Origin of the sequence: Longimicrobium sp., assembly GCF_036399935.1 — a bacterium.
Classification (GTDB): Bacteria; Gemmatimonadota; Gemmatimonadetes; order Longimicrobiales; family Longimicrobiaceae; genus Longimicrobium.
The window spans coordinates 81,487-105,356 of sequence record NZ_DASWMD010000001.1; the positions used below are offsets into that span (position 1 = coordinate 81,487).

Below are 23,870 nucleotides of genomic sequence, written 5' to 3' on the forward strand. Positions count from 1 at the left end.
TGCTGATACGTATTAGGTAATACGTATTGGCAAATCGATTGTCAAGAGAGTCTTGTCGAGGGCCTTGGCTCCGGGAGGGCACCTCACCATGCTAGAGCGGGTGAACCCGCCGCTGGAAAAGCGGTAAGCCCCGACACGGCGCCGCTGTCGCGTCACCGTTCGGGGCTTCAACAACACGCGCGTCCCAGCCTGCCGAAGCGCAATCGAATTCTCCCCTCTCCCGCTTGCGGGAGAGGGGCCGGGGGAGAGGGCAGCCGGGGACTGCGCCGGACCCAGTCGAACCACACCAAACCCCAGCCAGGGTTGCCGGCCCCACCATCCCCACCCATCGAATCGCACCGAACTGGCTCCCTTCCCCCGCGCAGTTTGCGGGGGAAGGGCTGGGGATGGGGGGCGCCGCGGCATGCGCCGGAGCCTGCATCACACATCATCCAAGCCTTTGACGCGTCCCGCCCGGGCCGCTAGCATCCGATGAAGGTCCAATCGTCCAGCACCATCCGCCCCGAATCGCGCACATGAGCGACCGCGAGACGCAGCAGGCCTGGGTGGTGGTCGCCACGTTCGGCGCCGTGTGGGAGGCCGACTTCGCCGCCGAAACGCTGCGCGAGGCCGGAATCCCCGCCCACGTGGACGGCGGTTCGCACGTGGGCATCTTCGGCGCGGGGTACCAGGGCCCGTCGCAGTTCGGCGTGAAGGTGCGCGTGCCCTGGCATCGCGAGCGCGACGCGCGCGAGCTGCTGGAGTCCGACGCCACGGACGACGACACCCCGCACGGCCATCCCCCACCCCCCGAGGCACCATGACCCCGCGCACCCTGCTTCCCCTGCTGCTGCTGGCCGCCTGCTCCGGCTCCGAGCCCGGCGACCCCGGTGAAACGCCGGGACAGCCCGCGCTGCGCCTGGTGGAGGTCGCCAGCGGGCTGCAGTCGCCCGTGCACCTGACCGCGCCCGCGTCCGACGCGCGGCTGTTCATCGTGGAGCAGCCGGGGCGCATCCGCATCGTCGAGAACGGGCAGCTGCTCCCCACGCCCTTCCTGGACATCGCGGCCAAAGTGTCCAGCGGCGGCGAGCGCGGCCTGCTGAGCGTGGCGTTCCATCCAAAGTACGCGCAGAACGGCTTCCTGTACGTCAACTACACGGACCAGGCGGGCGACACGCGCATCGAGCGTTACCGCGTGTCCGCCAATCGCAACGTGGCGGATCCGGCATCGGCCTCGCTGGTGCTGCAGGTCCGGCAGCCGTACAGCAACCACAACGGCGGCCTGGTCGTATTCGGGCCGGACGGCATGCTGTACGTCGGCATGGGCGACGGAGGCGGGGGCGGAGACCCGGAAGAAGCCGGGCAGGACCCGCTGAAGCTGCTGGGCAAGCTGCTGCGCATCGACGTGGACGCCGCCCAGCCGTACGGAATGCCGGCGGGCAACCCGTACGCCGGGCAATCCGGCGGGCGCGGCGAGATCTGGGCGCTGGGGATGCGCAACCCGTGGCGCTTTTCGTTCGACCACACGGCCAAGATGCTGTACGTGGCAGACGTGGGGCAGAACCGGCTGGAGGAGGTGAACGTGGTGCCCGCGGGGCAGGCGGGGGTCAACTATGGGTGGGACACAATGGAGGCGTCGGACTGCTTCGAGCCCGGCAGCGGGTGCGCGCGCGAAGGGCTGACGCTGCCCGTGCTGGAGTACACGCACGACGACGGCTGCTCCATCACCGGCGGGTTCGTGTACCGCGGCCAGGCGATCCCCGGGCTGCAGGGGCACTACCTGTACGCGGACTACTGCGAGGGGTGGGTCCGCAGCTTCCGCTTCGCCGACGGGCAGGCGGCCGACGAGCGCTCGTATCCTCTCCCGGACGTCGGAAACATCTCGTCGTTCGGCGAAGATGCGCAACGCGAGCTGTACCTGATCTCACACCGGGGGACGGTCCACCGGATCGCCCCGGCCCCCTGAAGGAGGTTGCGATGACGATGTGGGAGTACCAGACCTTCAAGCTGCAGCCGGGCGGCTACACGGGAGGCGAGGTGGACAAGGAGGAGCTCGATGCCCTGCTGCGGCGGGAAGGCCGGGCCGGCTGGGAGCTGGCGAGCACCTTCGTGACGCACAACGGCGAAGGGCTGACCCGCGAGGTGGTGCTCATCTTCAAGCGCCCGGCGCCGGACAGGTTCTAGGCGTAGAACAGCACCAGCGCCGCGACGGCGATGTCGAACGCGGCGCAGAACGGCGGAAACCAGCGGCGGATTCCCAGCCCCGGTGCGCGCGCGTGGTGCGCCACGTCCCACACCGCGTGCGCGCCGAAGCCCGCCGCCAGCCAGATGGGAGCCCACCAGAAGCTCAGGGCCGCCAGGATGACGAGAACCGCCCCGAACGCCCATTCGATGGCCAGCTTCCGCGTCGCGACCTCCGCCCGCAGCGCCGACCCCGTGTAGACGCCGCCCGTGAACGCCAGGATCAGCGCGAGCAGGTCGTACGCGCCATCGGGGTGATACATGAGGATGGCGATGAACGGCAGCGCCAGCACGATCCCGATCAAGGCAGGGATGGCGGGCGAGCGGCGCGTCGTGGGATCAGGATGGTCGTGCATCCGCGGTTCTGCTCGTTGTTGATGAGGCTCAATGAGCGCGAGGGGCCGACGCGCGCAACAAACGTTGTCATCCTGAGGCCCAGGCGCACCGTACCTGCCCGTACACCATCATCTGCGGGCCGAAGGATCTAGCCTGAGGCCCACTTCTCAGCCCGGGCGCGACAGCGGCACGAATACTTGAGGCGCGTCTCCTCGGGCCCGGCGCATGCCTCGGCGCCCCCCATCCCCAACCCTTCCCCCACAAACTGCGTGGGGGAAGGGAGCCAGCCCGGTGTGCGTCCGCGGGTGCCGAGGCGGCGGCTGGCTGCGCTACAGGCTTTGGTGCGGTTCGACGGCTCCGGCGCAGGCCCCGGCTGCCCTCTCCCCCGGCCCCTCTCCCGCAAGCGGGAGAGGGGAGAATTCGATCGGGGTTCGAAAGGGTGCCTTGCATGCCTCGGAAGCCCCCTCCCCCCGATCACCTTTCCCCGCTGCGCAGGGGAGGGGGAGACCTTCGATGCGTTTCGGCCGGCCACGCGCGCTCGACTACGCGTGCAGTCCGCGAAGGCGGACTTTGGGCCGTCGTTGCCGCGACTTTAGTCGCCCCAGCAGGGCCGAGGCCTCGCCCTGTGCCCGCCCTCAGCGCTCGCGCGGGAGGGCCCACGGCAGGAGCAGCGCCGCCGCGAGGGCGAAGGCCGCGCCCACCGCGAACGCCACGTGCGCACCGAACACCTGCCAGAGCACCCCGAAGAGCACGCTCGCCGGCAGCGCCGCGATGCCGATGGCCGCGTGGTACGCGCCGAACGCGCTGCCGCGGCGGCCCTCCGGAGCCAGCGCCGCCACGAGCGCCTTTTCCGGCGCCTCCGTCAGCCCGAAGTACAGGCCGTACACCAGGAACAGCGCCCACACCTGCCACGCCGCGCCCACCACCGCAAACCCCGCGTATACCGCCGCGTACACCATCCACCCCGCCACAATCGCCCGCCGCGCCCCGATGCGGTCGCTCAGCCGCCCGCCCCAGATGCTGAACACCGCCTTGCTGACGTGCAGCGCGCCCCACAGCAGCGGAATGGCCGCGACCGGCACGCCCGCCTCGGCCGCGCGAAGCAGGAGAAAGGCGTCCGACGCGTTGCCCAGCGTGAACAGCGCCAGCACCGCCAGATAGCGCGGAAGCGTCGGGCCAAGCTCGCTCCAGCGCGGCAGCGGCGGGGCGGAGGTGGCCGGGGACGCGGGCGCGGTTTCGCGCACCTTCCACATCACCGCGCCCACCGTCAGCAGGCCGGGGATGATGGCGAGCGCGAACACCGTCCGCAGATTGCCCGGCCACGCCAGCAGCATCGCCGACGCGATCAGCGGGCCGGCGACGGCGCCCGCGTGGTCCGCCGCGCGATGCAGCCCGAACGCCGCACCCCGCTGCTCCGCCGGCACCGACTCGGCCAGAAGCGCGTCCCGTGGCGCCGTGCGGATGCCCTTGCCCACCCGGTCGGCCAGGCGAACGGCGAGCACCTGCCACCCCGCCGCGGTGACGGCGATCAGCGGACGGCCGAGTGCGGCAATGGCGTAGCCCAGGGCCGTGGGCGCCTTGCGGCGTCCGGTACGGTCCGCCAGCCAGCCGCTGGCCAGCTTCAGCAGGCTCGAGGCGCTCTCGGCCACGCCCTCGACGACGCCCACGAACGCGGCGCCCACCCCCAAGGTGCCGGTAAGGAACAGCGGCAGCAGGGGATAGATCATCTCGCTGGCGGCGTCGTTCAGGAACGACGCCACGCTCAGCCACAGCACGTTTCCGCGCATCAGCCCGCGCGGGCGGGCCTCCGGCGCCGGGGCTTCGGGCGCGTCCTGGCCGGTCATCCGCGCATGATCCTACACCGGCGCCCGCCGGGCAAGGTGCGCGCGGTTCCCGGACGCGAGAAACCCCGCCGGAAAGTCTTCCGGCGGGGTTTCTCGAGCGAGCAGATCCGCGGCTCAGTTCAGCAGCAGGCTGGCGATGATGATGCCCAGCGCGATGGCGGCCACCATGTACCAGAAGCTGGTGCTGCCCACCTGGGCGCCTTCGCGCTGCGCCTCGGCGGCGGCGACGCGCTGGCGGATTTCGTCCTGGGACACGAACAGGCTGGGGGCCACCGTCTGCGCGGCCGGAGCGGTCGTCGCCGGCGCGGTCTCGGCGGGCGCGTTCATCGTCTGCTGCGCGGCGGCGGGCGCGGCGGAAAGCAGCGCGGCGGCCGCAAGAACCAGGAGCTTCTTCATCGGATGTTCCTTCCAACCCGGGTGATGTTGTCCGTCTCCCTCGACGGCTCGTCCGGGCGCATCCGCAAGTACCGTGCAGAAGCGATCACGTGTGGGCGTAGCACGCGGCGAGGGAGTTGTCATCCTGACGAGCGGTGCACCCGGAGCAGCGCCGGGGGCATCCGTCATAGGTGCCGAAGCGCACCTGTCATCCCGATGGAGCGGTCACCCGAAAGCTGTAGGTACACCGTAGGCGGCAGCGGCTGAGGGATCCGCCACACAGCAGGGATGGTGCTCCTCGATGGCGAAAGCGCCGATCCCACTCGCTTCGCAGCCACGCGAAGCCACGAACAGAACCGGCGGCTGTGCGATCGCGGAGTACGGGCGTCTCGCGAAGTGTGTGGCGGATCCCTCAGTCGCTGCGGTCTGTGGAGCGGGGGCAGGTGTGCCTTGGCCGCTCCATCGGGATGACATATCGGCGGTTCGGGAACTTCGGGGGCGCGTGCAGGTGAAGCCCCGAGCGGGACGCGACAGCGGCCCGAGCCGGGGCTTTCCGCTTTCCGAGCTGCGGGTTGACCCGCTCTTGCGGTTTCGCGGCTGCCCACGTCCGACACGGTCTGTCCATCGCGATGACATCGTGTTCGGGCGGGCTGTGTGCAGTTCTCCCCCACCCCTGCGCAGCGGGGGACGGGGGCCGGGGGGGGCGGGCTCCCGAGGTGTGAGCGGCAGCCCATCGAACCTCGAGAGAAGTGCTCCTCTCTCCCGCGCAGTTTGCGGGGGAGAGGCCGGGAGAGGGGGGTCAGTCCTCCAGCGCGAACTCGCGGACCACGCGCAGCAGCCGCTCCTGGTCGCCCTTGAACTGGTGGCCGCCGCGCAGCTGCACCTCGCGCATGGGCGCCGTGCGCATCAGCGGGCAGGCGGCCTTGTCGTCTCCCACGCCCCAGACGCAAAGCACGCGAAGGCCGGCCAGCTTTTCCACCTCGGGCCGGGTGGCGAAGCGCGGGGCGCCGGAGGTGCCCCACCACTGTTCGAAGCGGAACTCGAACACGGCATCGTGCGCCAGCGCCAGCAGGGCCATCCCCACGACCCGGCGCCGCGAGTCGTCCGGAAGGCGGTTCACCAGGAAAGGCAGCACGTCGGCGCCCATGGAATAGCCCACCAGCACCACCCGCTCGCGGCCCCACGCCGACGCGTAGTTGCGGATCACCCGGTCAAGGTCGCGCGCGGACTGCTCGGGGCTCTGCGGATTCCAGTAGTACCGCAGCGTGTGCCATACGATGGACGGCACTCCCGCGGCCTGCAGGTCGCTGCCGATCTTCCTTCCGAGCCCGCCGGTGGGCCCGTCGCCCGTGAGCACGATGGCGAACACGCGTCCCGTGTCGCCCTGCACCGGCATGGCGCGCAGGGGAAGCGACCGCGCCTTGCCGCCCGCCGGCCCGGCGGCCGGGGGAATGCGCACGCGGCTGCATCCGGCGAAGAGGCCGAGCCCCAGCAGCACCGCCCCCGCGACGAGGGCGCGGATCACGCGGCGCGCCCGCGGCGAAAGATGGCGCGGTAGCCGCCCGCGATCAGCGCCGACACGTCCGCGGTGATCCGCGGCAGCGCCAGGCCGCCGGGGTACGCCAGGTAGCGCGGCTCCCACGCGGGGTCGAACTTGTCCTTGTACTGCCGCAGCCCCTGGAAGTTGTACAGCGCCTCCCCGCGTTGAAACAGGAAGCTGCCGATGCGCGTCCACGCGGGCGCCACGGCCGACACCTCCAGCCCCGACAGCGGCGCCATCCCCAGGTTGAATCGCCGGTAGCCTTCCGCCTTGCCCCACAGCATCAGGTGCAGCATCAGCGCCTCCATCACGCTGCGCGGCGCGTCGCGGCGGTAGCGCATCAAATCCACCGAAAGCTCCGCTCCACCCGGCCCGGGCCACACCGTGGCGAAGGCCAGCAGCCGCCCGTCCTGCTCCACGACCGCGGCGGGAAAGCGCAGCACGTACGCGGGGGAAAAGAAGCCCAGGGAGAAGCCCTTCTCGGCCGCGCGCTTCCCCTCCATCCACTCGTGCGACACCTCCTCCATCTGCGGCAGCAGGGCCGGGATCTCCTCCGGCGGCACCACGCGAAAGGTCATGCCGCTGCGCCCGAAGCGGTTGATCACCAGGCGGAACGGCTTGCGGTCCGCCCCGTCCAGGTGAAAGGAGGGAAGGTCCACGAACGCCTCTTCGCCCAGCTTGGCGAAGGTCAGCCCGAAGTCGGCGTACTGGTGAAGCCGGTCCTTGCCCACCTGGTAGAAGACGGGAATGCCGCCGTAGTCGTCGCAGCGTTCGAAGAAGCGGCGGATGAGCCCCGGCACCGAGCGCGGGTCGCCCACGGGGTCGCCCATGGCCACCCAGGTGTTCCCCTGCACGGCGTACATCAGGAACGCGCGGCCGTCCTCGCTGAACATCAGCGTCTTGTCCAGCAGGTAGACGAGGTAGGGAACGGTGGACGGCTGCGCGCGGACCAGCTCCTCGGCGCGGCGCAGCTCCTCGTCGGTCGGCAGGTGGATCTGCGGCGGGGCGGGCCTCAGCAGGCGGGCCACGCCGAAGGCCAGCATCAGGATGGTGGCCAGCATGGTGGCCCGCAGCGCGCGCGGGGCGTCCTGCCGCAGCGCGAAGCGCCACCACAGGTCGCTGCTGTACTCCACGTGCTTGAAGGCGAAGAAGCCCAGCCAGATGGTGGCGCCGATCACCGCCGCCAGCCCGAACACCCAGCCCGGCGAAAAGCGCGCGGCCCAGAAATCCGCCTTGCGGTCGAACGCCGGGCGGCTGACCACCAGCGCGGCCAGCACGCCGCCCAGGAGCACCGCCTCTTCGTAGTCGGCGCCCTTCAGCAGCGACGCGCCGATGCCCACGGCCAGGCTGGCGGCACCCAGGAAGAAGGCCATGTCCAGGCGCCGCGCCACCGCCTGCGACACGATCAGCATGGCCACGCCGGCCACGCTGCCGATCAGGTATCCCGCCTCCACCATCACCAGTGGCAGGTTCCGGTCGATCCACGCCAGCCGCTGGGGTTCGGTGGGCGTAGCGCCGGAAAGGAGCAGGAGCGCGCCGCACAGGAACAGGAACATCCCCAGGACCCGCGGCGCCAGCTGCTGCGACAGGCTCCCTACCCAGCTCCCCAGCTTGGCCAGGTGGTGCCGGCGCTGGCGGACCTCGTCCACCACCAGGATCAGCAGCGCCACCGCCAGGGGGATGATGTAGTAGATCAGCCGGTAGATGACGAGCGACGAGACGATCTGCCCCAGCGACAGGTACTGCCCCAGCAGCACCACCATCGTCCCCTCGAACACGCCCACGCCGCCGGGAACGTGGCTGACCAGCCCCAGCAGCTGCGCGGCCAGAAAGGCGCCCAGGAACTCGGCGAACGTCAGCTCCGTCCTGGGCAGCAGGACGAAGAACACGGCCGCGGCCAGCGCCCAGTCCACCGTCGAGAGCAGGTACTGCATGGCGACGGTGCGCATGGGCGGCACCGGGATCCGCCACTTCCACATCTTCACCGGCTCGCGGCGCACCCCCGCGGCCGCCAGGTACGAGAAGGCGGTGACCAGCAGCGTCCACCCGATGAGCGACACCGTGGTGGCCCCCAGCATGGTCTTCATCCCGGGGAGCGGGTCGAAGGCCAGGCTCCACCCCGCCAGCACCAGGAATCCCAGCCAGAAGGTGCCGGTATAGAAGACGACGATGCGCGAGATGTCCTCGGCCCCCAGCCCCCAGCGCGAGTAGAAGCGGTAGCGCACCGAGGTGCCCGAGATGATGGCGAACCCCACGTTGTTGGCCACCGCGTAGCCGATGAACGAGGTGACGGCCACCTTCCAGTCCGTCAGCCGCCTGCCCACGTAGCGGAACGCCAGCAGGTCGAAGGCGCAGAGGATGGCGTAGTTGGCCGCGGTGGCCAGCACGGCCAGCAGCAGCGACAGCGCGGGAAGGTCGTGGATGGTCGCCCGCACCTCGCGGTAGCTCACCTCGCGCAGCGACTGGTTGAGCACCCACACCGCCGCGGCGAACAGGCCCAGCCCCACCGCGGGGGAAAGCCAGCGGAACGCGAGCGACGCCAGCGACGCGCGCTGCGGGGTCGGCTCCTGCGGCGGAGCAGCGGGCGAGGTCTCGGTATCCACGAAAACGCTTGAAATGGCTCGTCAGAAGGGGCGGGGAATATGGCGCCGCCGCCGGGCCGCCGAAAGGCTGCGCCCGAGGGTACGTGCACCAGATGAAGCGCACGGTTCCGGGTCCCGCCGCACCATTCTGGTGCACCCGAACACCGGAGCGGGTGCCGCGCAAAGACGTTAAGTAGTTGTTTGATGGCAACTTGCGTTGTGGGGCCGGAATGGTCCCGCGCTTGCCTTTCCAGGAGGCGTCCCATCCGCGGGCACCGTTGGGCCTCCCCTGGCCCGTGCCTGCGCCTCTTCACCCACCCGGAGGAGATTCCATGCGTCGTTCCATCCCCCTCGCCGCGCTCGCCGCCCTGAGCCTGGCCGCCTGTCAGGACGGGCCCGTGACCACCCAGGCGGCGGACGCGTCGCTGTCCGCGTCGGAAAACGCGCCCATCTACATCGTCACCTTCAAGCCCGGCGTGGACGTGGCCTCGGCCGCCGCCGACCTGGCCCGCGGCAACGGCTTCGCCGTCCGCTTCCTGCGGCAGCATGCGGCGCCCGGCTTCTCGGCCGTGATTCCGCAGGGCCGGCTGGCCGCGGTGATGGCCGACCCGCGCGTGGACATCGTGGAGAAGGACGGGGTGGTTTCGCTGGACCTTCCGCACGTGTCGGCTCGTCCGGGCGGCGGCGGCAGCACGACGCAGACCACGCCCTGGGGCATCACCCGCGTGGGCGGCGCCGGCGACGGCACCGGCAAGACGGCGTGGATCATCGACAGCGGCATCGACCTGAACCATGCCGACCTGAACACCAGCCGCGCCTGCCACACCTACTACGCGGGCACCAGCCCGGCGGACGGCAACGGGCACGGCACGCACGTGGCCGGCACGGTGGCCGCCAAGAACAACGGTGTGGACGTGGTGGGCGTGGCGGCCAACGCCTACGTCTGCTCGGTTCGCGTGCTGGGCAACAGCGGCAGCGGCAGCTGGGAAGGCGTGATCAACGGCATCAACTTCGTGGCGGCCAACGGCGCCTCGGGCGACGTGGCCAACCTGAGCCTGGGCGGCAGCGGCAGCAACGCCACGCTGGAAAAGGCCGTGACCGACGCGGCGGCCAAGGGAATCCGGATGGTGCTGGCGGCCGGCAACGACGGCCTGAACGCGGCCAACTTCACCCCGGCCCGCGCCAACGGCAACAACGTCTTCACCATCTCCGCCGTCAACAACGTCGACTGCATGGCGTCGTGGAGCAACTGGGGCAACCCGCCGGTGGACTACGCCGCGCCGGGCGTGAGCATCCTGTCCACCAAGAAGGGCGGCGGCACGACGACGATGAGCGGCACCTCGATGGCGGCGCCGCACGTGGCCGGCGTCCTGCTGATGGGCAGCATCCGCACCAGCGGCAGCGCCAAGTGCGACCCCGACGGCAACCCGGACCCGATCGCCAGCCGCTAAGCTGCGGCAACGACGGTCACCAGGGTCGGGAAGGCCACGACCACGGGTGAATGAAAGAGGCCGGCTCCGCGATGCGGGGCCGGCCTCTTCTCGTTCCGTGTCACCGACGTGACGCTGTCAGCCGCCCCTCGTCCTCGGCCGCTCCCAGTCGCGCAGGTGCCCCAGCAGGTAGTCGATGCCGAACACGTGGCGCGAGCCGTCGTCGTCGGCGCGGAACACGACGGACGACCAGCCGCGCATGCCCGTGGGCGTGTAGCGGCGTCCGTGCATCCACAGCTTCTGCCCGCTGATGGCGCGGATCAGCACGCGCTCGTAGCGGCTGCGGCTCAGCTGGTTCTCGGGGAACAGGTTGTCCCAGGTGCACAGCCGGCCCACGTCGTCGTACTCCGCCGGGCGGTCGTCCAGGTCCAGCAGCGACGGTGCGCGCCCCCGCATCACCGAGCCGATCAGGCGGAAGGTCCACGGGTCGCTGATGCGGCGGATGGGGTGCCAGAACGTCTTGGTGATCAGCCCCGCGATGTGGCGAAGGCTCATCGTGCGCCCGTCCGTGGTGTCCCACACCGGCGAGTCGATGTCCTGCGCGAACGGGTCCTGGCTGTAGCAGTCCTTGCGCGCCAGCCATCCCTTCCGCGACGTGTGCGGCATGGGCGTGTAGCCGGCGATCACCGGAATGGTGTGCTCCTCCAGCATCTCCAGCTCGAACGACCGCCACTTCATCACCTCGCGGACGATGCCCACGATCAGCGTGCCCGTGGCGATCATCAGGCTGGCGCTGGGGGTGAAGTCCACCGTCACCTCGATGCGGTCGCCGCGGGGACGCACCCCCACGCCGCTGGACTGGCGGTTGGTGGCCAGCAGCATCACCGGCACGGGAAGGATGTAGGACAGCAGCAGCGCCAGCTTCTTCACCGTGCGGCTGCGCCCCTGCTCCTCGCGCGGGAGCTCGAACGACACGTTGTAGTGCGCGCTGAAGCCGGTCAGCCGCACCTCGCGCCCCTCGCGGCGCTCCCACTCGTCCAGCTCCTCGCGCAGGTACAGCACGCTTTCCCACAGGCTGCGCCCGGCGCGCGCCGCGCAGCCGCGGTCGATCTCGATCACCGGGGTGGCCACCTCGATGACCCCGGTGTCGAAGTACACGGCCCCGCCCGTGGGCAGGTGGTACGAGGTGCCCACGCGGTGCATCAGGTTGCCGCGCACGAAGGCGCGCGGGCTCCCGAACACGTCCTCGGGCCGCACCAGCTCGCCGTCCACGTGCACCTGGAACTCGGCTTCCATGCCGATGGCCGCCAGCTCCAGCCGGCCGCTGCCTCCTCCTGAACCGGCCGAGCGGGACTCGCCCTTGGCCGAATCGAGCTTCTTGGTATCGTCAGGCATCACGCCTCAGTCTCGCGGGTTTCGGTTTCGTCCGCGTCCCCGCCCTGCAACGGCTCCGCATCTTCGTCGTTCTCTTCGCTGGCACCCTCGTGCGGCGCCAGGGTGGCGTATCCCACGTCCAGGTGCAGGTGGTCGTCCGTTTCGCCCAGCCCGTGGCCGTACGGCAGGGCGAAGAACGCGGGCGACACTTCGCGCGCCAGCCGCGCGTACTTCGTGATGTTCTTCTCGTCGTCCAGCCAGTCGTCGCCAATGCGGTACAGGTTCACCGCCGTCCCCCAGAAGTGCGGCGACGCGGGGCCGCTCAGGCGGTGGGCCGGCGAGCGGTATCCCCCGTTGGCCGCCACGTGCACGTAGGTGTCCACCTCGGCCCGGAACACCTCCAGCGCCGCCGCCAGCAGCCCCACGGCCATCGGCAGGTAGCGGGGCCAGCGCAGGCGCTGCAGCTCGTGCTCGCGCACGTCCACGTTCAAAAACTCCCACACCTTGAAGTTGGGCGCCAGCTGCGTGTCCAGCGCGGCCTCCCACGAGGGCACCTCGTAGAACCAGCGCGGAAGCCGGCGCGCCTTGCCGTCGCGCCCCCGCACCAGCTGGCCGGGGCGCAGCACCCGGCGGTGCGCGTCGGCCAGCGTCAGCCCGTCCACCACGCGAAGCAGGGGCATCAGTCCCCCTTCTCCGCCAGGTGGTGGTAGATGGCGCGCGAGATGCGCGCGATGGTGTCCTTGCGCCCCGACGACCTGTCCTTGTCCCACTCCGTGAGCACCACCAACGCGTACGGCTTGCGCCTGGGCAGGTACACGATGCCCGCGTCGTGCGCAACCGTGCTGATCTCGCCCGTCTTGTTGGCCACCTTCGCGCCTTCCGGAAGCCCCGCGGGAATGCCGCTGCGGAACTCCTGCGCGTGAAGGATGTCCAGCATCTGTTCCGATGCCTGGGCGCTGAACGCCTTGCGGTCTTCGATGGCCCGCAGCACGCGCAGCATGCCGTCGGCCGTGCACCGGTTGCTGATGCCGCGTTCGAAGGCGTGCTCGTCCTCCACGCCGCGCCGGAACTCCACCCCGTCGTCCAGGTTCAGGTCCGCCAGCGTCTTGCGCACCGCGTCGATGCCCACCACGTCGATCAGCAGGTTGGTGGCCAGGTTGCTGCTGGTGGTGATCATGTGGTACGCCAGGTCGCTCACCTTCATGGTCTTGCCGATGGCCTGCTGCACGTCGGCGTTGGCGTCGCGCGAGCTTCCCACGCGGAACGAGCTGCCGTCGGCCACGCTCAGAAAGCGGTTGCGGACGTGCACGCGGGCGTTCAGCGCCAGCTCGCCCCGGGCGATGGCGGCGAACACCCCCAGCAGCACGGGAACCTTGATGGTGCTGGCGGCGTGGAACCACTCGTCGCCGCGAAAGCTCCACGCCGTGCGCGTTTCGTAGTCGTGATACGCCACCGCCACCGAGAGCGCACCCGCGTCGTCGGCGATCTTGCGGACCTGGGTGCGCAAGGGGTCGTCATCTTCCTTTCGGTCTTTCCTGGCTGCCATCTCGGTCGTGGCGGGTCGGCGGGCCGGCCGGTTCTGTCCGGGCTGGCCCGGTCGTACGAGAACCGGACCGGCCTTGCAGGTTGTACGCCAGCCAGGGGCGCAGGCAGGGGTGAGCGGGGCTCAGCGGAGACCGGGTTTCACCCGCGCCGCGGCCAGGGCCGGACAGCGATGGGACGGCCAAATGTGAGTGCCTGCGGCATGCTACCTGCTCTGGCTGCGCGCCGCAGCTTCCTTCGGACCCGTACAGGAGATGAGAGCCATGCATGCAGCCCGAGGCGGTACGACGATGTGGTGGAAGGTGGTCGTTGTTGCCCTCGTCCTCTGCGCGATGCCGGCACCGCCGGTGCACGCCCAGGATTCGGTGGCATCTACCACGACCACCACCGTCGAGCACGAAGAACGCGAGGGAGGTGGGTTCCCGTGGGGCCTGCTTGGCCTGCTGGGTCTCGCGGGGCTCCTGGGCCGGGGCAAGAAGGAGGAGGTGCACACCCATCGCGAGACGGTACGACCGGTGGAAACGCACCGTGCCACCACGAGCGGGCCGGTGGTCGACCACACGGTCGTTCGCCCGGACGACACGCCGGGAAGCATGGGCCGTGGTGGAACCACCGGGGGTGGCAACCGCAACCTGTAAAGACTTCGGTGTGCGGGGGCCCGGCGCCGTATTCCGGCGCTGACGGCCCCCCGCATCCGTACGTTCCTGATGTTCAGCCGTTCACCAACGCATTCCGGGGTAAATCATGGATCAGAACGATCGCCTGGGTGGGAGCGCCGGCAGCAGCGGTTCCGGTGGAGCCACCGGAGGGTCCGGCACGGGGGCCGGGCACCCGGCGGCGCCGGATGATTTCGACGCGTACGATTCGCACTACTACCGGCGCGACTTCGACGCACGCACGGACCGCCCCGCGACTCACAGCTACGAGAACGCGCGGTCCGGGTACCAGCTGGGCCACACCGCTGCCGCGAAACCCAACTACCAGGGTCGTTCGTTCCAGGAAGTGGAGATCGATCTCGAGAAGGAGTACAAGCCGCAGGGGAACAGCAGCTGGGTGGACGTGCGGGACTACGTTCGGGGCGGCTTCGAGTGGAAGACGCTGCTGGGTGGGCTGGCCGTAGCCGCCGGAAGCTGGTGGGCGGGGAAGCAGGTGCTGGAGGCGTTCTCGGAGCACAGCGAGGACGACGAAACCCACTACCGCGCCCACTACCAGTCACATCCCGCGCGGACGACCGTCACCTACCCGCAGGCGAGGAATTACTACACCCTCGGGTACGCGGCTTCGCGCAATCCGGAGTACGGCGGCCGGAGCTACACCGAGGTAGAACCGGAGATCCGGCGCGGGCTCGCCGGCCCGAACGCTGCTTCGTTCGACACCATGCGCGATTTCTGCCGCACCGGCTACGAGCGCGGCACCACCCGGTCTGGACGGGGCACCACTCCCTGAGGCGCTTCGCTCCCGTCAGCGGTCGGGTAGCCGGGGTTTCGGAGCGGGGGCAGCTTCACCACGTGAGGCTGTCCCCGCTGTTCGATGTTCCATGCCGCGCGCGCGGGCGCGGCGCACCCAGAGGAGGAGGGGAACCAGCAGCACGCCCGCGATCCCCCCCGCGGTGGCCAGGATGCGCCCCTCCGTCGGCGTGCCGCCGAACGCCGAGGCGGCCGCCTTCAGCACGCCGGAAACGCCCAGCACCAGCGTGGCCGCGACGACGGCGCTCATCACCACGTTGGTGGCGGGGCGGTTGATGCCGTCGTCGCCCATCAGCGCGCGGTCGTTCACCACCACCAGCAGGAACACCGCGGCAAAGGGCAGCACCACCCCGTTCAGCGCCTGCGCCAGGATGATGGCCGGGATGGGCGGCACGCCGGCCAGCCCGAATGCCGCGCCCACGGCCAGCACCCCCATCCACACGGCGCGATAGCGGGGGCCGCGCGCGTGCCAGCGGCCGGACCCGTCCTCGAACAGGCTTCCCGCCGTCACCGCCGCGGCCAACGGAGCCGTGATGGCGGACGAGAAGCCCGCCGCGAACAATCCCCACGCGAACATCGCCCCCGCCCATCCGCCCAGCCGCCCCGACAGCATCGCCGACACGGCCTCGTAGCTGAAGGTGCCGCGCAGCCCCGTGCCGGCGACCAGGATGGCCATGGAGATCAGCCCGCCGAGGACGACGGCCACCGTCAGCCCGAAGCGGATCTCGCGCAGGTTCTGCCCCCGCGCCGCCGCCGAGCCCAGGAACAGGTTGTAGGGCACCACCGTCGTCCCCACGAGGCCCAGAAGGAGCAGCCCGGACCCGGTGGGGGCGGACGGAACGAGCGAGCCGCGCAGCACCTCGCCCACGGGAGGCGCCAGCATCACCGCGGTCACCAGGAAGGTGATGCCCATCACGCCCACCGTGGCCGCGAGCACGGTGGTCACCACCTTCGGCGTGCCCACCCACAGGACCGCGAAGGTGACGATGACGATCAGCGCCGTGGCGGCTCGCGACGAGATGGGCGAGCCCAGCGCCGCGCCGGCCGCCGCACCCAGCACGTTGCCCGCTTCGTACGCCGCGTTGCCCAGGACGATGGCGCCCAGGACCAGGAGGATCACGAGAAGGCCCGTCGCGCCGCCGCGGAAGCGGTCGCGGATGGCCTCGGCCAGGTTGCGGCCCGACACCACCGTCACCCGCGCGCTGGCTTCCTGCAGGACAACCGTGGCGATGGTCGAGAAGGTGAGCGCCCACAGCAGGCCGTAGCCGAACCGGGCCCCGGCCGAGGCGGCGGTCGTCACCGTGCCCGGGCCGATGAAGGCGGCGGGAATCAGCGACCAGAACAGCACCTGGAGAAAGCGCTTCATGGGATGCGGAGGAAGGGAAGCGTGCGGCGCCGGCGGGATGCGCGTAATGTACACGGGCCCCTCTTTCCCCGCATCTTTCCCCGCACCCGTGCCGCATCGGCAGGGGCGCCGCCGAACCGGCATCCGGCGAGCCGAATCGAGCCGCTTTGGCAGCGGACCCGTTTTGATGGGTTAAGTGTAGATTAGGCAGGCGGTTACGGGGCACGCGGGAACCCCTGGAGGGGTATACGGGCGTGGCCGCAAAGATGCAAAACGCGATCGACAGCAAGCGGCGGGGACACAGCCCGCCGCATTCGTCTAAAGGATAGACAACATGAGCGAGAAGTTGATGCTGCCCGTTCTTCCCCTGAGGGAAACGGTCATCTTCCCGGGAACGGCCGTGCCCATCTCGGCGGGCCGCCCCGGGACGCTGCAGGCCATCGAGGCGGCGCTCGCGGGCGACCGCCGGATGTTCGCCGTCGCGCAGAAGGAAAACCGCGACGACGTGGAGCAGGACAACCTGTACACCGTCGGCACCATCGTGCGCATCGCGCAGGTGCAGAAGGGCGGCGGAGGGGTGCAGCTGCTGATCCACGGCGAGTCGCGCGCCATGTCGCTGCAGTACGTGGATGCCGGGCACGGGCTGACGGCCCACGTGCGGGCAATGACGGAGCAGCCGCCGGTGAATGCCGAAGACCCGGCGTTCGTGGCGCTGAACCGCGAGCTGCGCGACCGCGCGGCCGAGCTGGGTCGGCGCCGCGGCATTCCGGCGGAAATGCTGCAGCAGTTCATGGAGGGCGTCACCGAGCCCGGCGCGTTCGCCGACCTGGTGTCGTTCTACGTGGAAATGCCCCCCGAGGCCAAGCAGAAGCTGCTGGAGAGCCTGTCCGTGGAAGAGCGGCTGCGCTCCCTGCTGCTCATCGTGCAGCGCCAGCTGGCGCTCATGGAGGCGCAGGAGGAGATCCAGCAGCAGGTGCAGGAGGAGCTGGGCGAGCGGCAGCGCGAGATGCTGCTGCGCGAGCAGATGAAGGCCATCCAGCGCGAGCTGGGCGAAGAAGACGAGGGCCGCGAGGTGGAGGAGCTTCGCGAAAAGATCGAGGCGCTGGGGCTGTCGGAGTCCGTGCGCGAAGAGATCGAGCGCGAGCTGGGCCGCCTGGAGCGCACCAATCCGCAGAGCGCCGAATACCAGGTGATCCGCACCTACCTGGAGTGGGTGACGGACCTGCCGTGGAGCACGCGCACCGAGGACAGCCTGAACCTGGGCGCGGCCGAAGAGGTGCTGAACGAGGACCACTACGGCCTGGAAGACGTCAAGGACCGCGTGCTGGAGTTCCTGGCCGTGCGCCAGCTGGCGGCGCGCCGCGCCGAGGCCGAGGTCAAGGAAGACGCGGCGGTCGAAGCCGAGGCACTGGAAGGCACCGAGGCCGAGGAGCCGGTGGAGGTGCTCGAGAAGGAGATCGCCGAGGCCAAGGCCAAGGCGACGGCCAAGGGGCCCATCCTGCTCTTCGCCGGCCCTCCGGGCGTGGGCAAGACGTCCATCGCCAAGAGCATCGCGCGGGCGCTGGGGCGCAAGTACGTGCGCATTGCCCTGGGCGGCGTGCGCGACGAGGCGGACGTCCGCGGCCACCGGCGCACCTACGTGGGCGCCATGCCCGGCCGCATCGTGCAGGCGCTCAAGCAGGCCAAGAGCCGCAACCCGGTGATCCTGCTGGACGAGGTCGACAAGCTGGGCGTGAGCTACCAGGGCGACCCGTCGTCGGCGCTGCTCGAGGTGCTGGACCCGGCGCAGAACCACGAGTTCACCGACCACTACCTGGGCGTTCCGTTCGACCTGAGCGAGGTGCTGTTCATCGCCACGGCCAACTACACGGAGAACATCCCGGCGCCGCTGTACGACCGCATGGAGGCGGTGGAGTTCCGCGGCTACACCGAGCTGGAAAAGAAGAACATCGCCCAGCGCTACCTGGTTCCGCGCCAGATGGAGCAGTCGGGGCTGGAAGAGGGCGAGCTGGAGCTTTCCGAGGCGGCGCTGGAGCGGCTGATCACCGAGTACACCCGCGAGGCCGGCGTTCGCCAGCTGGAGCGCGAGGTGGGCAAGGTGGCGCGCAAGGCGGCGCGCCGCATCGCCACGGGCGGCACCACGCGCGTGGTCGTGGAGCGCGACGACGTGAACGAGTTCCTGGGCCGCACGCGGGTGCACCCGGAGCGCGCGGGGACGGAGGACGTGCTCGGCGTGGCGACGGGGATGTACTACACCCCGGTGGGCGGCGACATCATGTTCATCGAGGTGTCGGCGCAGCAGCGCGCGGTGACGCCCGCCAGCGGCGACGCCGACCAGGCGCCGCCCGGGTTCGGAAACCTGGTGCTGACGGGCCAGCTGGGCGACGTGATGAAGGAGTCGGCCCGCGCGGCGCTGACGTACGCCCGCGCCAACGCGGCGCGCTATGGCATCGACCCGCGCAAGGCGTGGGGATCGGAGCTCCACATCCACGTTCCCGCCGGCGCCATTCCCAAGGATGGCCCCTCCGCGGGCGTGGCGATGACGGCGGCACTGGTGTCGGCCCTGTCGGGAACGCCCGTCCGCAACGACGTGGCGATGACGGGCGAGGTGACGCTCACCGGCCGGGTGCTGCCCATCGGCGGTGTGAAGGAAAAGCTGCTGGGCGCCCACCGCGCCGGCATCCGCACGATTCTTCTGCCCAGGGAGAACCTGGCGGACCTGGAAGACCTGCCGGCCGAGGTGCTGGAGCAGATGGAGGTGCACGGCGTCGGCTCCATCGACGAAGCGCTCTCCGTCGCCCTCCGTGGCGCCAAGATGAGCGAGGGCCGCCTGCTCTTCCCCGAGCTGGCGCTCCCCGGGGGCGGCGGCCGGGGGATGGAAGGCGAGCTGCGCCTTCACCGCGGGGTCTAAACAGTTCGTTCACAATCAGAGCACCCCCGGGACGTTAGTTCTGGGGGTGCCGTTGAGGTGGAGCATGCGTCATCTGGTACTTTTCGGAGCTGGTGCTTCGTTCAACGCCGGAATCCCGATGGCTCGCCAGATGAGTCAATCGATCGTGAGTCGGTTTTACGAGCACCCCGAGCTGAGATCGTTGCAGCGTCCCCTCTCGTTTGCCTTGGGGGGACTGATCTTCCAGCGGAGCACTGAAGGGGAGAATCCACTCGGTGGGGTGGATGTCGAGGATCTGTTCAATGCAGTTCTGTTGTTGTCGGAGCGGCACACCTTGGACGTCGCGCCGTTCATCAGTGGGTGGCATCCAACGCTGGATCAACTAGATCGAGAAGTCCGAGGCAGCGACTCACCAGACGCGCTTGCGAGTGCGATCTACGGGGTCGTCACGTCTCTTCTGCAACACGCGCTCGAATCACGCGGAGCGTCAGACCACGCCGTCTATGCTGAAATTAAGGCGGCGGTAAAGGAAATGGCAGCGGAGGCTCCGCGACAAACGGAGGGGTTTCTGTTCACCTTTGGTCAGGAGGACGCGGCTGGTAAACTTATGAATGCCGTTCTTCGCCTGCTTTCGGAGCGTCTGGGCCGTCGTGCCTCGCTTACCGATCTTTGGTTCAAAACGCCCAAACCTTCCTCACCTTGGCTGTTCGCTCCGGCACGCCAATCTCCGGAGGATAGCTTCCGATTCGAACTCGAGCGGGCTGTCACAGATCTTCAGCCGCAGTCTGGACGTGGGCGCATCTTCCGGGATGTGGCAGAGCAGATGATTCGCTCGTTGATCGATCTGGTATGGGTGCGTGAGCCGGCCCGTGTCGATTACTTGCGGCCTCTACTCCAGTTCGCGGACCGTCAGCCTTCCGCCGTAGTGCTGGCTGGCCTTAACTATGACAATGCCGTCGAGCTCAGCGCAACGGCTTCGGATATTGTGATCTCGAGAGGCGTGGGTCGCTGGGTGGGATCAGGGCAGCTCGAGTTTGGTGGGGGATTGAAGTACCTGAAACTGCACGGCTCTGTCGATTGGGAACTCACTCGTGGCGGACCCGATTCGCAACAGTTGCTGCCAGAGGTAGGTATTCGCGAAATTCCTTCTGAACGCGTGCAAGCCGGCGGGTTCCGGCCCGCCGTCATCTTCGGCCAGCGGAACAAGCTGACTGCGGAAGGACCGTTTTTGCAATTGTTAGCAGAGTTCCAAAACGAACTTCAGCGCACCGACGTACTCACGGTCATTGGCTACTCCTTCCGTGATCCTCACGTGAACGAGTACGTGACGAGATGGATTAACTCAGAAACGAAGCACGTACTTCGCATTGTTGATCCGTACTTCAAGTCAACGTCCATTCCGTATGCTCGCTCGCTGCTGCAACTGAGTGTAGCTCACCCGGAACGAGTCAAAATCATTGAGGTTGACGCACGCGAAGCAATCGCTGACCTCTTTCAGTAGTCACATCAAGCGGCCTCGGAGGACGAATCCTCCTGGGCCGCGCTCCTTTCCATCCCTCCCAAACCAATCGTCATCCACCCGCCGCCCTTCATCCCTCCCCCGCCCGTGCCCTCCATCTGAGATTCACCCCATCCAGAGTTGACGATCTGGCTAGCCGGCCTGCCCGAACAAGTCGCAGGTGGCGGCTGCATCTCATTGCACACCATCCACTTACGCTCTTCTGGAGCGCAATGTCAAGACATTGATCCAGCCCGTATGACGGGTGTTCATGTAGCAGATGAATCCTGCGTCGTGCCTGGTTGATCCCACCAAACGGGTGAAGCGACATGACTCGCGTAAGTCGAGTTTCTTGACAGCCACTCCGAACCGCATTACTGTCGAAGTCCCACTCCGCGGTGCAGTACGTTTCCCCACAAGACCAAGCAGGTCCGCATGCCGTATCCCGCCCTGCTCGCGTTCGTGGCCGCGCTTTCCGCGGCGACGCCTTCGGACACCACCGTGCGGCCCGACCGCACGGCGCGCCACGAGCTGTCGTCCGCCGCCGCGGCGGGCTTCAGCGCCAGCGCCCTCCTCCGCGCCGAAGACGCGGTGCGCGACGAGATCCAGCGTGGCTCCTTTCCGGGCGCCAGCCTGGCGGTGGGCCGCTGGGACCACGTGGTGCTGGAAGAGGGGCTGGGCCGCACGGGACGCGGCGAAGGCGAGGTAGACCCGGAAACCACGGTGTACGACCTGGCCTCGCTGTCCAAGGTGGTGGGCACCACCACGGCCGTGATGCTGCTGGTGGAAGACGGGCTGATGCGGCTGGACGAGCCCGTGTCGGCGTACCTGCCGGAGTTCCGCGGCGGCAACAAGGACCGCGTCACCATCCGCCACCTGCTGACCCACACGTCGGGGCTCCCCGACTGGGTGGAGCTGGGGGGCAGCACGCCCGAAGAGTCGCTGCGCCGCCTGCTGAACGTGCAGCTGCGGTCGGCGCCGGGGATGCGGGTGGTGTACTCCGACGTGGGCTTCGCGGTGCTGTACGCCGCCGCCGAGCGCGCCGCGGGCGAACCGCTGTACCGCCTGCTGGACCGCCGCGTGTTCGAGCCGCTGGGCATGCTCCACACCAGCTACGTCTATGGCGAGGCGTGCCGCGCCTGCGCCTCTACCCACCGCCCCATGGGCGACGCCTACCGCGGCCGGGTGCACGATCCCATCGCGCGCAAGCTGGGCGGGCTGGCGGGCAACGCGGGGCTGTTCAGCACCGGGCACGACATGGCGCGCTTCGCCGCGATGATGGCCAACGGCGGCCAGTACAAGGGCGTGCGCGTGCTGCGCGAGTCCACGGTGCGCGCCTTCAGCCAGCGGCAGCCGGGGACGGGAACGCGCGCGCTGGGGTGGGACACGCCCAGCGGCCCCGGGCAGGGCGCCTCGGGCACGCGCATGTCCAGCCGCTCGTACGGGCACACGGGCTTTACGGGCACCTCCATCTGGATCGACCCGGAGCGCGGCACCTGGGTGGTGCTGCTGGCCAACCGCACCTACGAAGACGGCCCCAACCGCATGCAGACGCTTCGGCGCACCGTTCACGACCGCGTGGCCGACGCGGTGCGCCCGGGCTCCGAAACCGGCACGGCGGGGCGGTAGGGGTTACGAGCCGCCACCGGATGCACATCTGCGACACCGCGCCGGACGTTTGGGCGCGGTGTTTGCCTTTTTGTGAGCGAACGACGAGCGACCCAGACAGGGAGAACGCACATGCCGAGCGCAACGCTCCGGACCCGCGGGTCCGCAATCCGGCCTACGGGGCAGCAGGACGAAGAAGCCCTTCGCGAGCTGCTGGGCCCCGCCGCCGACCTTCCCGCGCCCCCCTCGCCCGACGACCGCACCGACCCCACCGAGCAGACGGGCGGCATCATCCCCGGCACGGGCCGCCGGATGGAGGACCACGAGCCGGCGCCGGAGCAGGGGGGGAGTGCGTGAGGTTGGGGAGTGCGTGAGTGCGTGAGTGCGTGAGTGCGTGAGTGCGTGAGTGCGTGAGTGCGTGAGTGTCCACCACGTCCACCTGTCATCCAGGGGCCCGAGCGGCACCATCCCAAAAACCACCGTACTCACCCGTGCAGTCCGCGCAGGCGGACTTCGTGACGTTCCAGCCGCGGTTTCAACCGCCCGTCCCGACGTGGCGGCCGCGCGTCCTCAAACGGCTCCGCGCCGGTTGATCCGGCCGTCCACCGCGCCGACCGTCCACCGCGCCTGCCCGTCCACCCCGCCCGTCCCGATGTGGCGGCCGCGCGTCCTCAAACGGCTCCGCGCCGGTTGATCCGGCCGTCCACCGCGCCCGTCACAGGAACATGAGAAAGCCGCAAAATCCCGTAAGTCGTTACGTGCTTTTGCACTACGCCTATTTCGCCTAATCCGCTGCTACGGAGCCACTGCCAAGACTCTGGCGCGAGGCGAAAGCGCGCACTATCATGCGCCCACCCGATCAACCTTTACGTCGTGAACGCAGCACCGCCCGCCCGCGCTCCCGGGCATGGCACCGCTCGTTCAGTCCGGGCCGGCGAAGGTCCCCCGATCGGCGGCAGTATCGGAGCAGCGGTACCCCGGTTCCCCTCTCCCGGCCCCAGCGGCCGGAGACCTCAACGACAACGGCAAACCCGCCGAAAGGCGGCGACGCAAAGCTACGAGGCTACAGCCAGCCCCGCGTGGGCCGCGCCATGCCAGTCGAGCCGCCGGCGAGACCATCCCATGAATCTTCCCCTGAAGCACGCCGCGTTCGCCGCCCTGACCCTGGCCACCCTGGCCCTCCCCGCGCGCGCCGAAGCGCAGTCGCGGCGGCTGCTGGGCAGCCCCGCCGTCATCTCGCGGCTGGAACGCAGCGAACCGCGCGAGGCCGGTCCCCTGCTGGTGCCGGTGATGGGCGTGCGCCCCGAGCAGCTGCGCGACACCTACCGCCAGTCGCGCTCCGAGGGCCGCACCCACCACGCCATCGACATCCACGCGCCGCGCGGCACGCCGGTGCTGGCCGTGGCCGACAGCCGGGTCCGCAAGCTGCACTCGGGCGACCGCGGCGGGCTGTCCGTGTACCTGGTGGACGAAGACGGCGTCACGCGCTACTACTACGCCCATCTGGACGCCTACGCGCAGGGACTGCGCGAGGGGCAGCGGGTGCAGCGGGGCGAGGTGATCGGGTTCGTGGGCGACACGGGCAACGCGCAGCCGGGCGACTGCCACCTGCACTTTTCCGTGGCCATCCTGGACGACCCCGCGCAGTGGTGGGAAGGCCGCAACCTGAACCCGTACGACCTGCTGGTGCGCGACTGATCCGCGCCGGTACCGGAAGACGAAACGCCCCGTCCAGGACACCGGACGGGGCGTGCTGCTTGCGGCGGTTTCCGCCCGCACTCACGCACTAACGCACTAACGCACTAACGCACTTCCCTCAC

At 69.5% G+C, this 23,870-nt stretch carries 20 protein-coding genes and 1 riboswitch; of the genes, 11 read left to right on the plus strand and 9 right to left on the minus strand.

All coding sequences use genetic code 11. The features are described 5' to 3' along the window. Window positions 1-515: 515 nt before the first annotated feature. Genes VGB24_RS00365 through VGB24_RS00375 form a run of 3 tightly spaced genes read left to right on the plus strand, consistent with a single transcriptional unit; the run spans window position 516 to window position 2,163 of the window. On the plus strand, window positions 516-803 hold the full coding sequence (locus VGB24_RS00365; protein ID WP_331070969.1) for a hypothetical protein: 288 nt from the start codon (window positions 516-518) through the stop codon (window positions 801-803). Beyond that, the gene (locus VGB24_RS00370; RefSeq protein ID WP_331070970.1) at window positions 800-1,945 is read left to right on the plus strand and encodes a PQQ-dependent sugar dehydrogenase; all 1,146 of its coding nucleotides are present in this window, start codon (window positions 800-802) and stop codon (window positions 1,943-1,945) included. The genes VGB24_RS00365 and VGB24_RS00370 overlap by 4 nt, the downstream gene beginning before the upstream one ends. An 11-nt stretch (window positions 1,946-1,956) precedes the next feature. After that, the gene (locus VGB24_RS00375) at window positions 1,957-2,163 is read left to right on the plus strand and encodes a DUF4177 domain-containing protein (RefSeq protein WP_331070971.1); all 207 of its coding nucleotides are present in this window, start codon (window positions 1,957-1,959) and stop codon (window positions 2,161-2,163) included. Here the strand turns inward: VGB24_RS00375 and VGB24_RS00380 are convergent. The 5 genes from VGB24_RS00380 to mprF all read right to left on the minus strand — a co-directional run bounded on the left by VGB24_RS00380 (window position 2,160) and on the right by mprF (window position 8,918). Then, window positions 2,160-2,576: a hypothetical protein gene (locus tag VGB24_RS00380; protein WP_331070972.1), complete on the minus strand. Its 417-nt coding sequence runs from the start codon at window positions 2,574-2,576 to the stop codon at window positions 2,160-2,162. The genes VGB24_RS00375 and VGB24_RS00380 overlap by 4 nt on opposite strands. A 615-nt stretch (window positions 2,577-3,191) precedes the next feature. After that, complete coding sequence (locus tag VGB24_RS00385; protein ID WP_331070973.1) at window positions 3,192-4,400, minus strand: MFS transporter; 1,209 nt, start codon at window positions 4,398-4,400, stop codon at window positions 3,192-3,194. Window positions 4,401-4,514: 114 nt separating this feature from the next. Next, window positions 4,515-4,796 (minus strand): hypothetical protein, encoded by a 282-nt coding sequence (locus VGB24_RS00390; RefSeq protein WP_331070974.1) that lies wholly within the window; start codon window positions 4,794-4,796, stop codon window positions 4,515-4,517. Window positions 4,797-5,574: 778 nt separating this feature from the next. Next, window positions 5,575-6,300, minus strand: a complete 726-nt coding sequence (locus VGB24_RS00395) for an AcvB/VirJ family lysyl-phosphatidylglycerol hydrolase (RefSeq protein WP_331070975.1) — start codon at window positions 6,298-6,300, stop codon at window positions 5,575-5,577. Next, a complete protein-coding gene (gene mprF / locus VGB24_RS00400) occupies window positions 6,297-8,918 on the minus strand; it encodes a bifunctional lysylphosphatidylglycerol flippase/synthetase MprF (RefSeq protein ID WP_331070976.1) in 2,622 nt (873 codons plus the stop codon). The genes VGB24_RS00395 and mprF overlap by 4 nt, the downstream gene beginning before the upstream one ends. A 311-nt stretch (window positions 8,919-9,229) precedes the next feature. On the opposite strand from mprF, the gene VGB24_RS00405 reads away from it, so the two are divergent. Then, complete coding sequence (locus VGB24_RS00405) at window positions 9,230-10,348, plus strand: S8 family serine peptidase (protein ID WP_331070977.1); 1,119 nt, start codon at window positions 9,230-9,232, stop codon at window positions 10,346-10,348. 117 nt (window positions 10,349-10,465) lie between these two features. Here VGB24_RS00405 and VGB24_RS00410 read toward each other — a convergent pair whose 3' ends face one another. From VGB24_RS00410 to VGB24_RS00420, 3 genes are read right to left on the minus strand one after another with little or no spacing between them, the layout of a single operon-like run. Continuing rightward, complete coding sequence (locus tag VGB24_RS00410; RefSeq protein ID WP_331070978.1) at window positions 10,466-11,722, minus strand: hypothetical protein; 1,257 nt, start codon at window positions 11,720-11,722, stop codon at window positions 10,466-10,468. Continuing rightward, window positions 11,722-12,381 carry a hypothetical protein gene (locus VGB24_RS00415; RefSeq protein WP_331070979.1) on the minus strand — a complete coding sequence of 220 codons (660 nt, stop codon included), beginning with the start codon at window positions 12,379-12,381 and terminating at the stop codon, window positions 11,722-11,724. Before VGB24_RS00415 ends, VGB24_RS00410 begins: the two co-directional genes overlap by 1 nt. Continuing rightward, window positions 12,381-13,247, minus strand: a complete 867-nt coding sequence (locus VGB24_RS00420) for a serine hydrolase (protein WP_331021022.1) — start codon at window positions 13,245-13,247, stop codon at window positions 12,381-12,383. Before VGB24_RS00420 ends, VGB24_RS00415 begins: the two co-directional genes overlap by 1 nt. A gap of 259 nt (window positions 13,248-13,506) precedes the next feature. On the opposite strand from VGB24_RS00420, the gene VGB24_RS00425 reads away from it, so the two are divergent. After that, complete coding sequence (locus tag VGB24_RS00425) at window positions 13,507-13,881, plus strand: WGxxGxxG family protein (RefSeq protein WP_331070980.1); 375 nt, start codon at window positions 13,507-13,509, stop codon at window positions 13,879-13,881. A gap of 106 nt (window positions 13,882-13,987) precedes the next feature. Then, the gene (locus tag VGB24_RS00430) at window positions 13,988-14,689 is read left to right on the plus strand and encodes a hypothetical protein (protein WP_331070981.1); all 702 of its coding nucleotides are present in this window, start codon (window positions 13,988-13,990) and stop codon (window positions 14,687-14,689) included. Window positions 14,690-14,704: 15 nt separating this feature from the next. Here VGB24_RS00430 and VGB24_RS00435 read toward each other — a convergent pair whose 3' ends face one another. After that, on the minus strand, window positions 14,705-16,075 hold the full coding sequence (locus VGB24_RS00435; RefSeq protein WP_331070982.1) for an Nramp family divalent metal transporter: 1,371 nt from the start codon (window positions 16,073-16,075) through the stop codon (window positions 14,705-14,707). Window positions 16,076-16,388: 313 nt separating this feature from the next. On the opposite strand from VGB24_RS00435, the gene lon reads away from it, so the two are divergent. The 5 genes from lon to VGB24_RS00460 all read left to right on the plus strand — a co-directional run bounded on the left by lon (window position 16,389) and on the right by VGB24_RS00460 (window position 23,748). After that, complete coding sequence (gene lon / locus VGB24_RS00440) at window positions 16,389-18,965, plus strand: endopeptidase La (protein WP_331070983.1); 2,577 nt, start codon at window positions 16,389-16,391, stop codon at window positions 18,963-18,965. A gap of 118 nt (window positions 18,966-19,083) precedes the next feature. Then, on the plus strand, window positions 19,084-20,445 hold the full coding sequence (locus tag VGB24_RS00445) for a hypothetical protein (RefSeq protein WP_331070984.1): 1,362 nt from the start codon (window positions 19,084-19,086) through the stop codon (window positions 20,443-20,445). A 432-nt stretch (window positions 20,446-20,877) separates the two neighbouring features. Continuing rightward, window positions 20,878-22,071 (plus strand): serine hydrolase domain-containing protein, encoded by a 1,194-nt coding sequence (locus tag VGB24_RS00450; protein WP_331070985.1) that lies wholly within the window; start codon window positions 20,878-20,880, stop codon window positions 22,069-22,071. Between the two features lie 111 nt (window positions 22,072-22,182). Then, the gene (locus tag VGB24_RS00455) at window positions 22,183-22,407 is read left to right on the plus strand and encodes a hypothetical protein (protein WP_331070986.1); all 225 of its coding nucleotides are present in this window, start codon (window positions 22,183-22,185) and stop codon (window positions 22,405-22,407) included. 657 nt (window positions 22,408-23,064) lie between these two features. Next, window positions 23,065-23,161, plus strand: a riboswitch (cyclic di-GMP riboswitch). Window positions 23,162-23,172: 11 nt separating this feature from the next. Then, on the plus strand, window positions 23,173-23,748 hold the full coding sequence (locus VGB24_RS00460; protein WP_331070987.1) for a M23 family metallopeptidase: 576 nt from the start codon (window positions 23,173-23,175) through the stop codon (window positions 23,746-23,748). Window positions 23,749-23,870 lie beyond the last annotated feature (122 nt).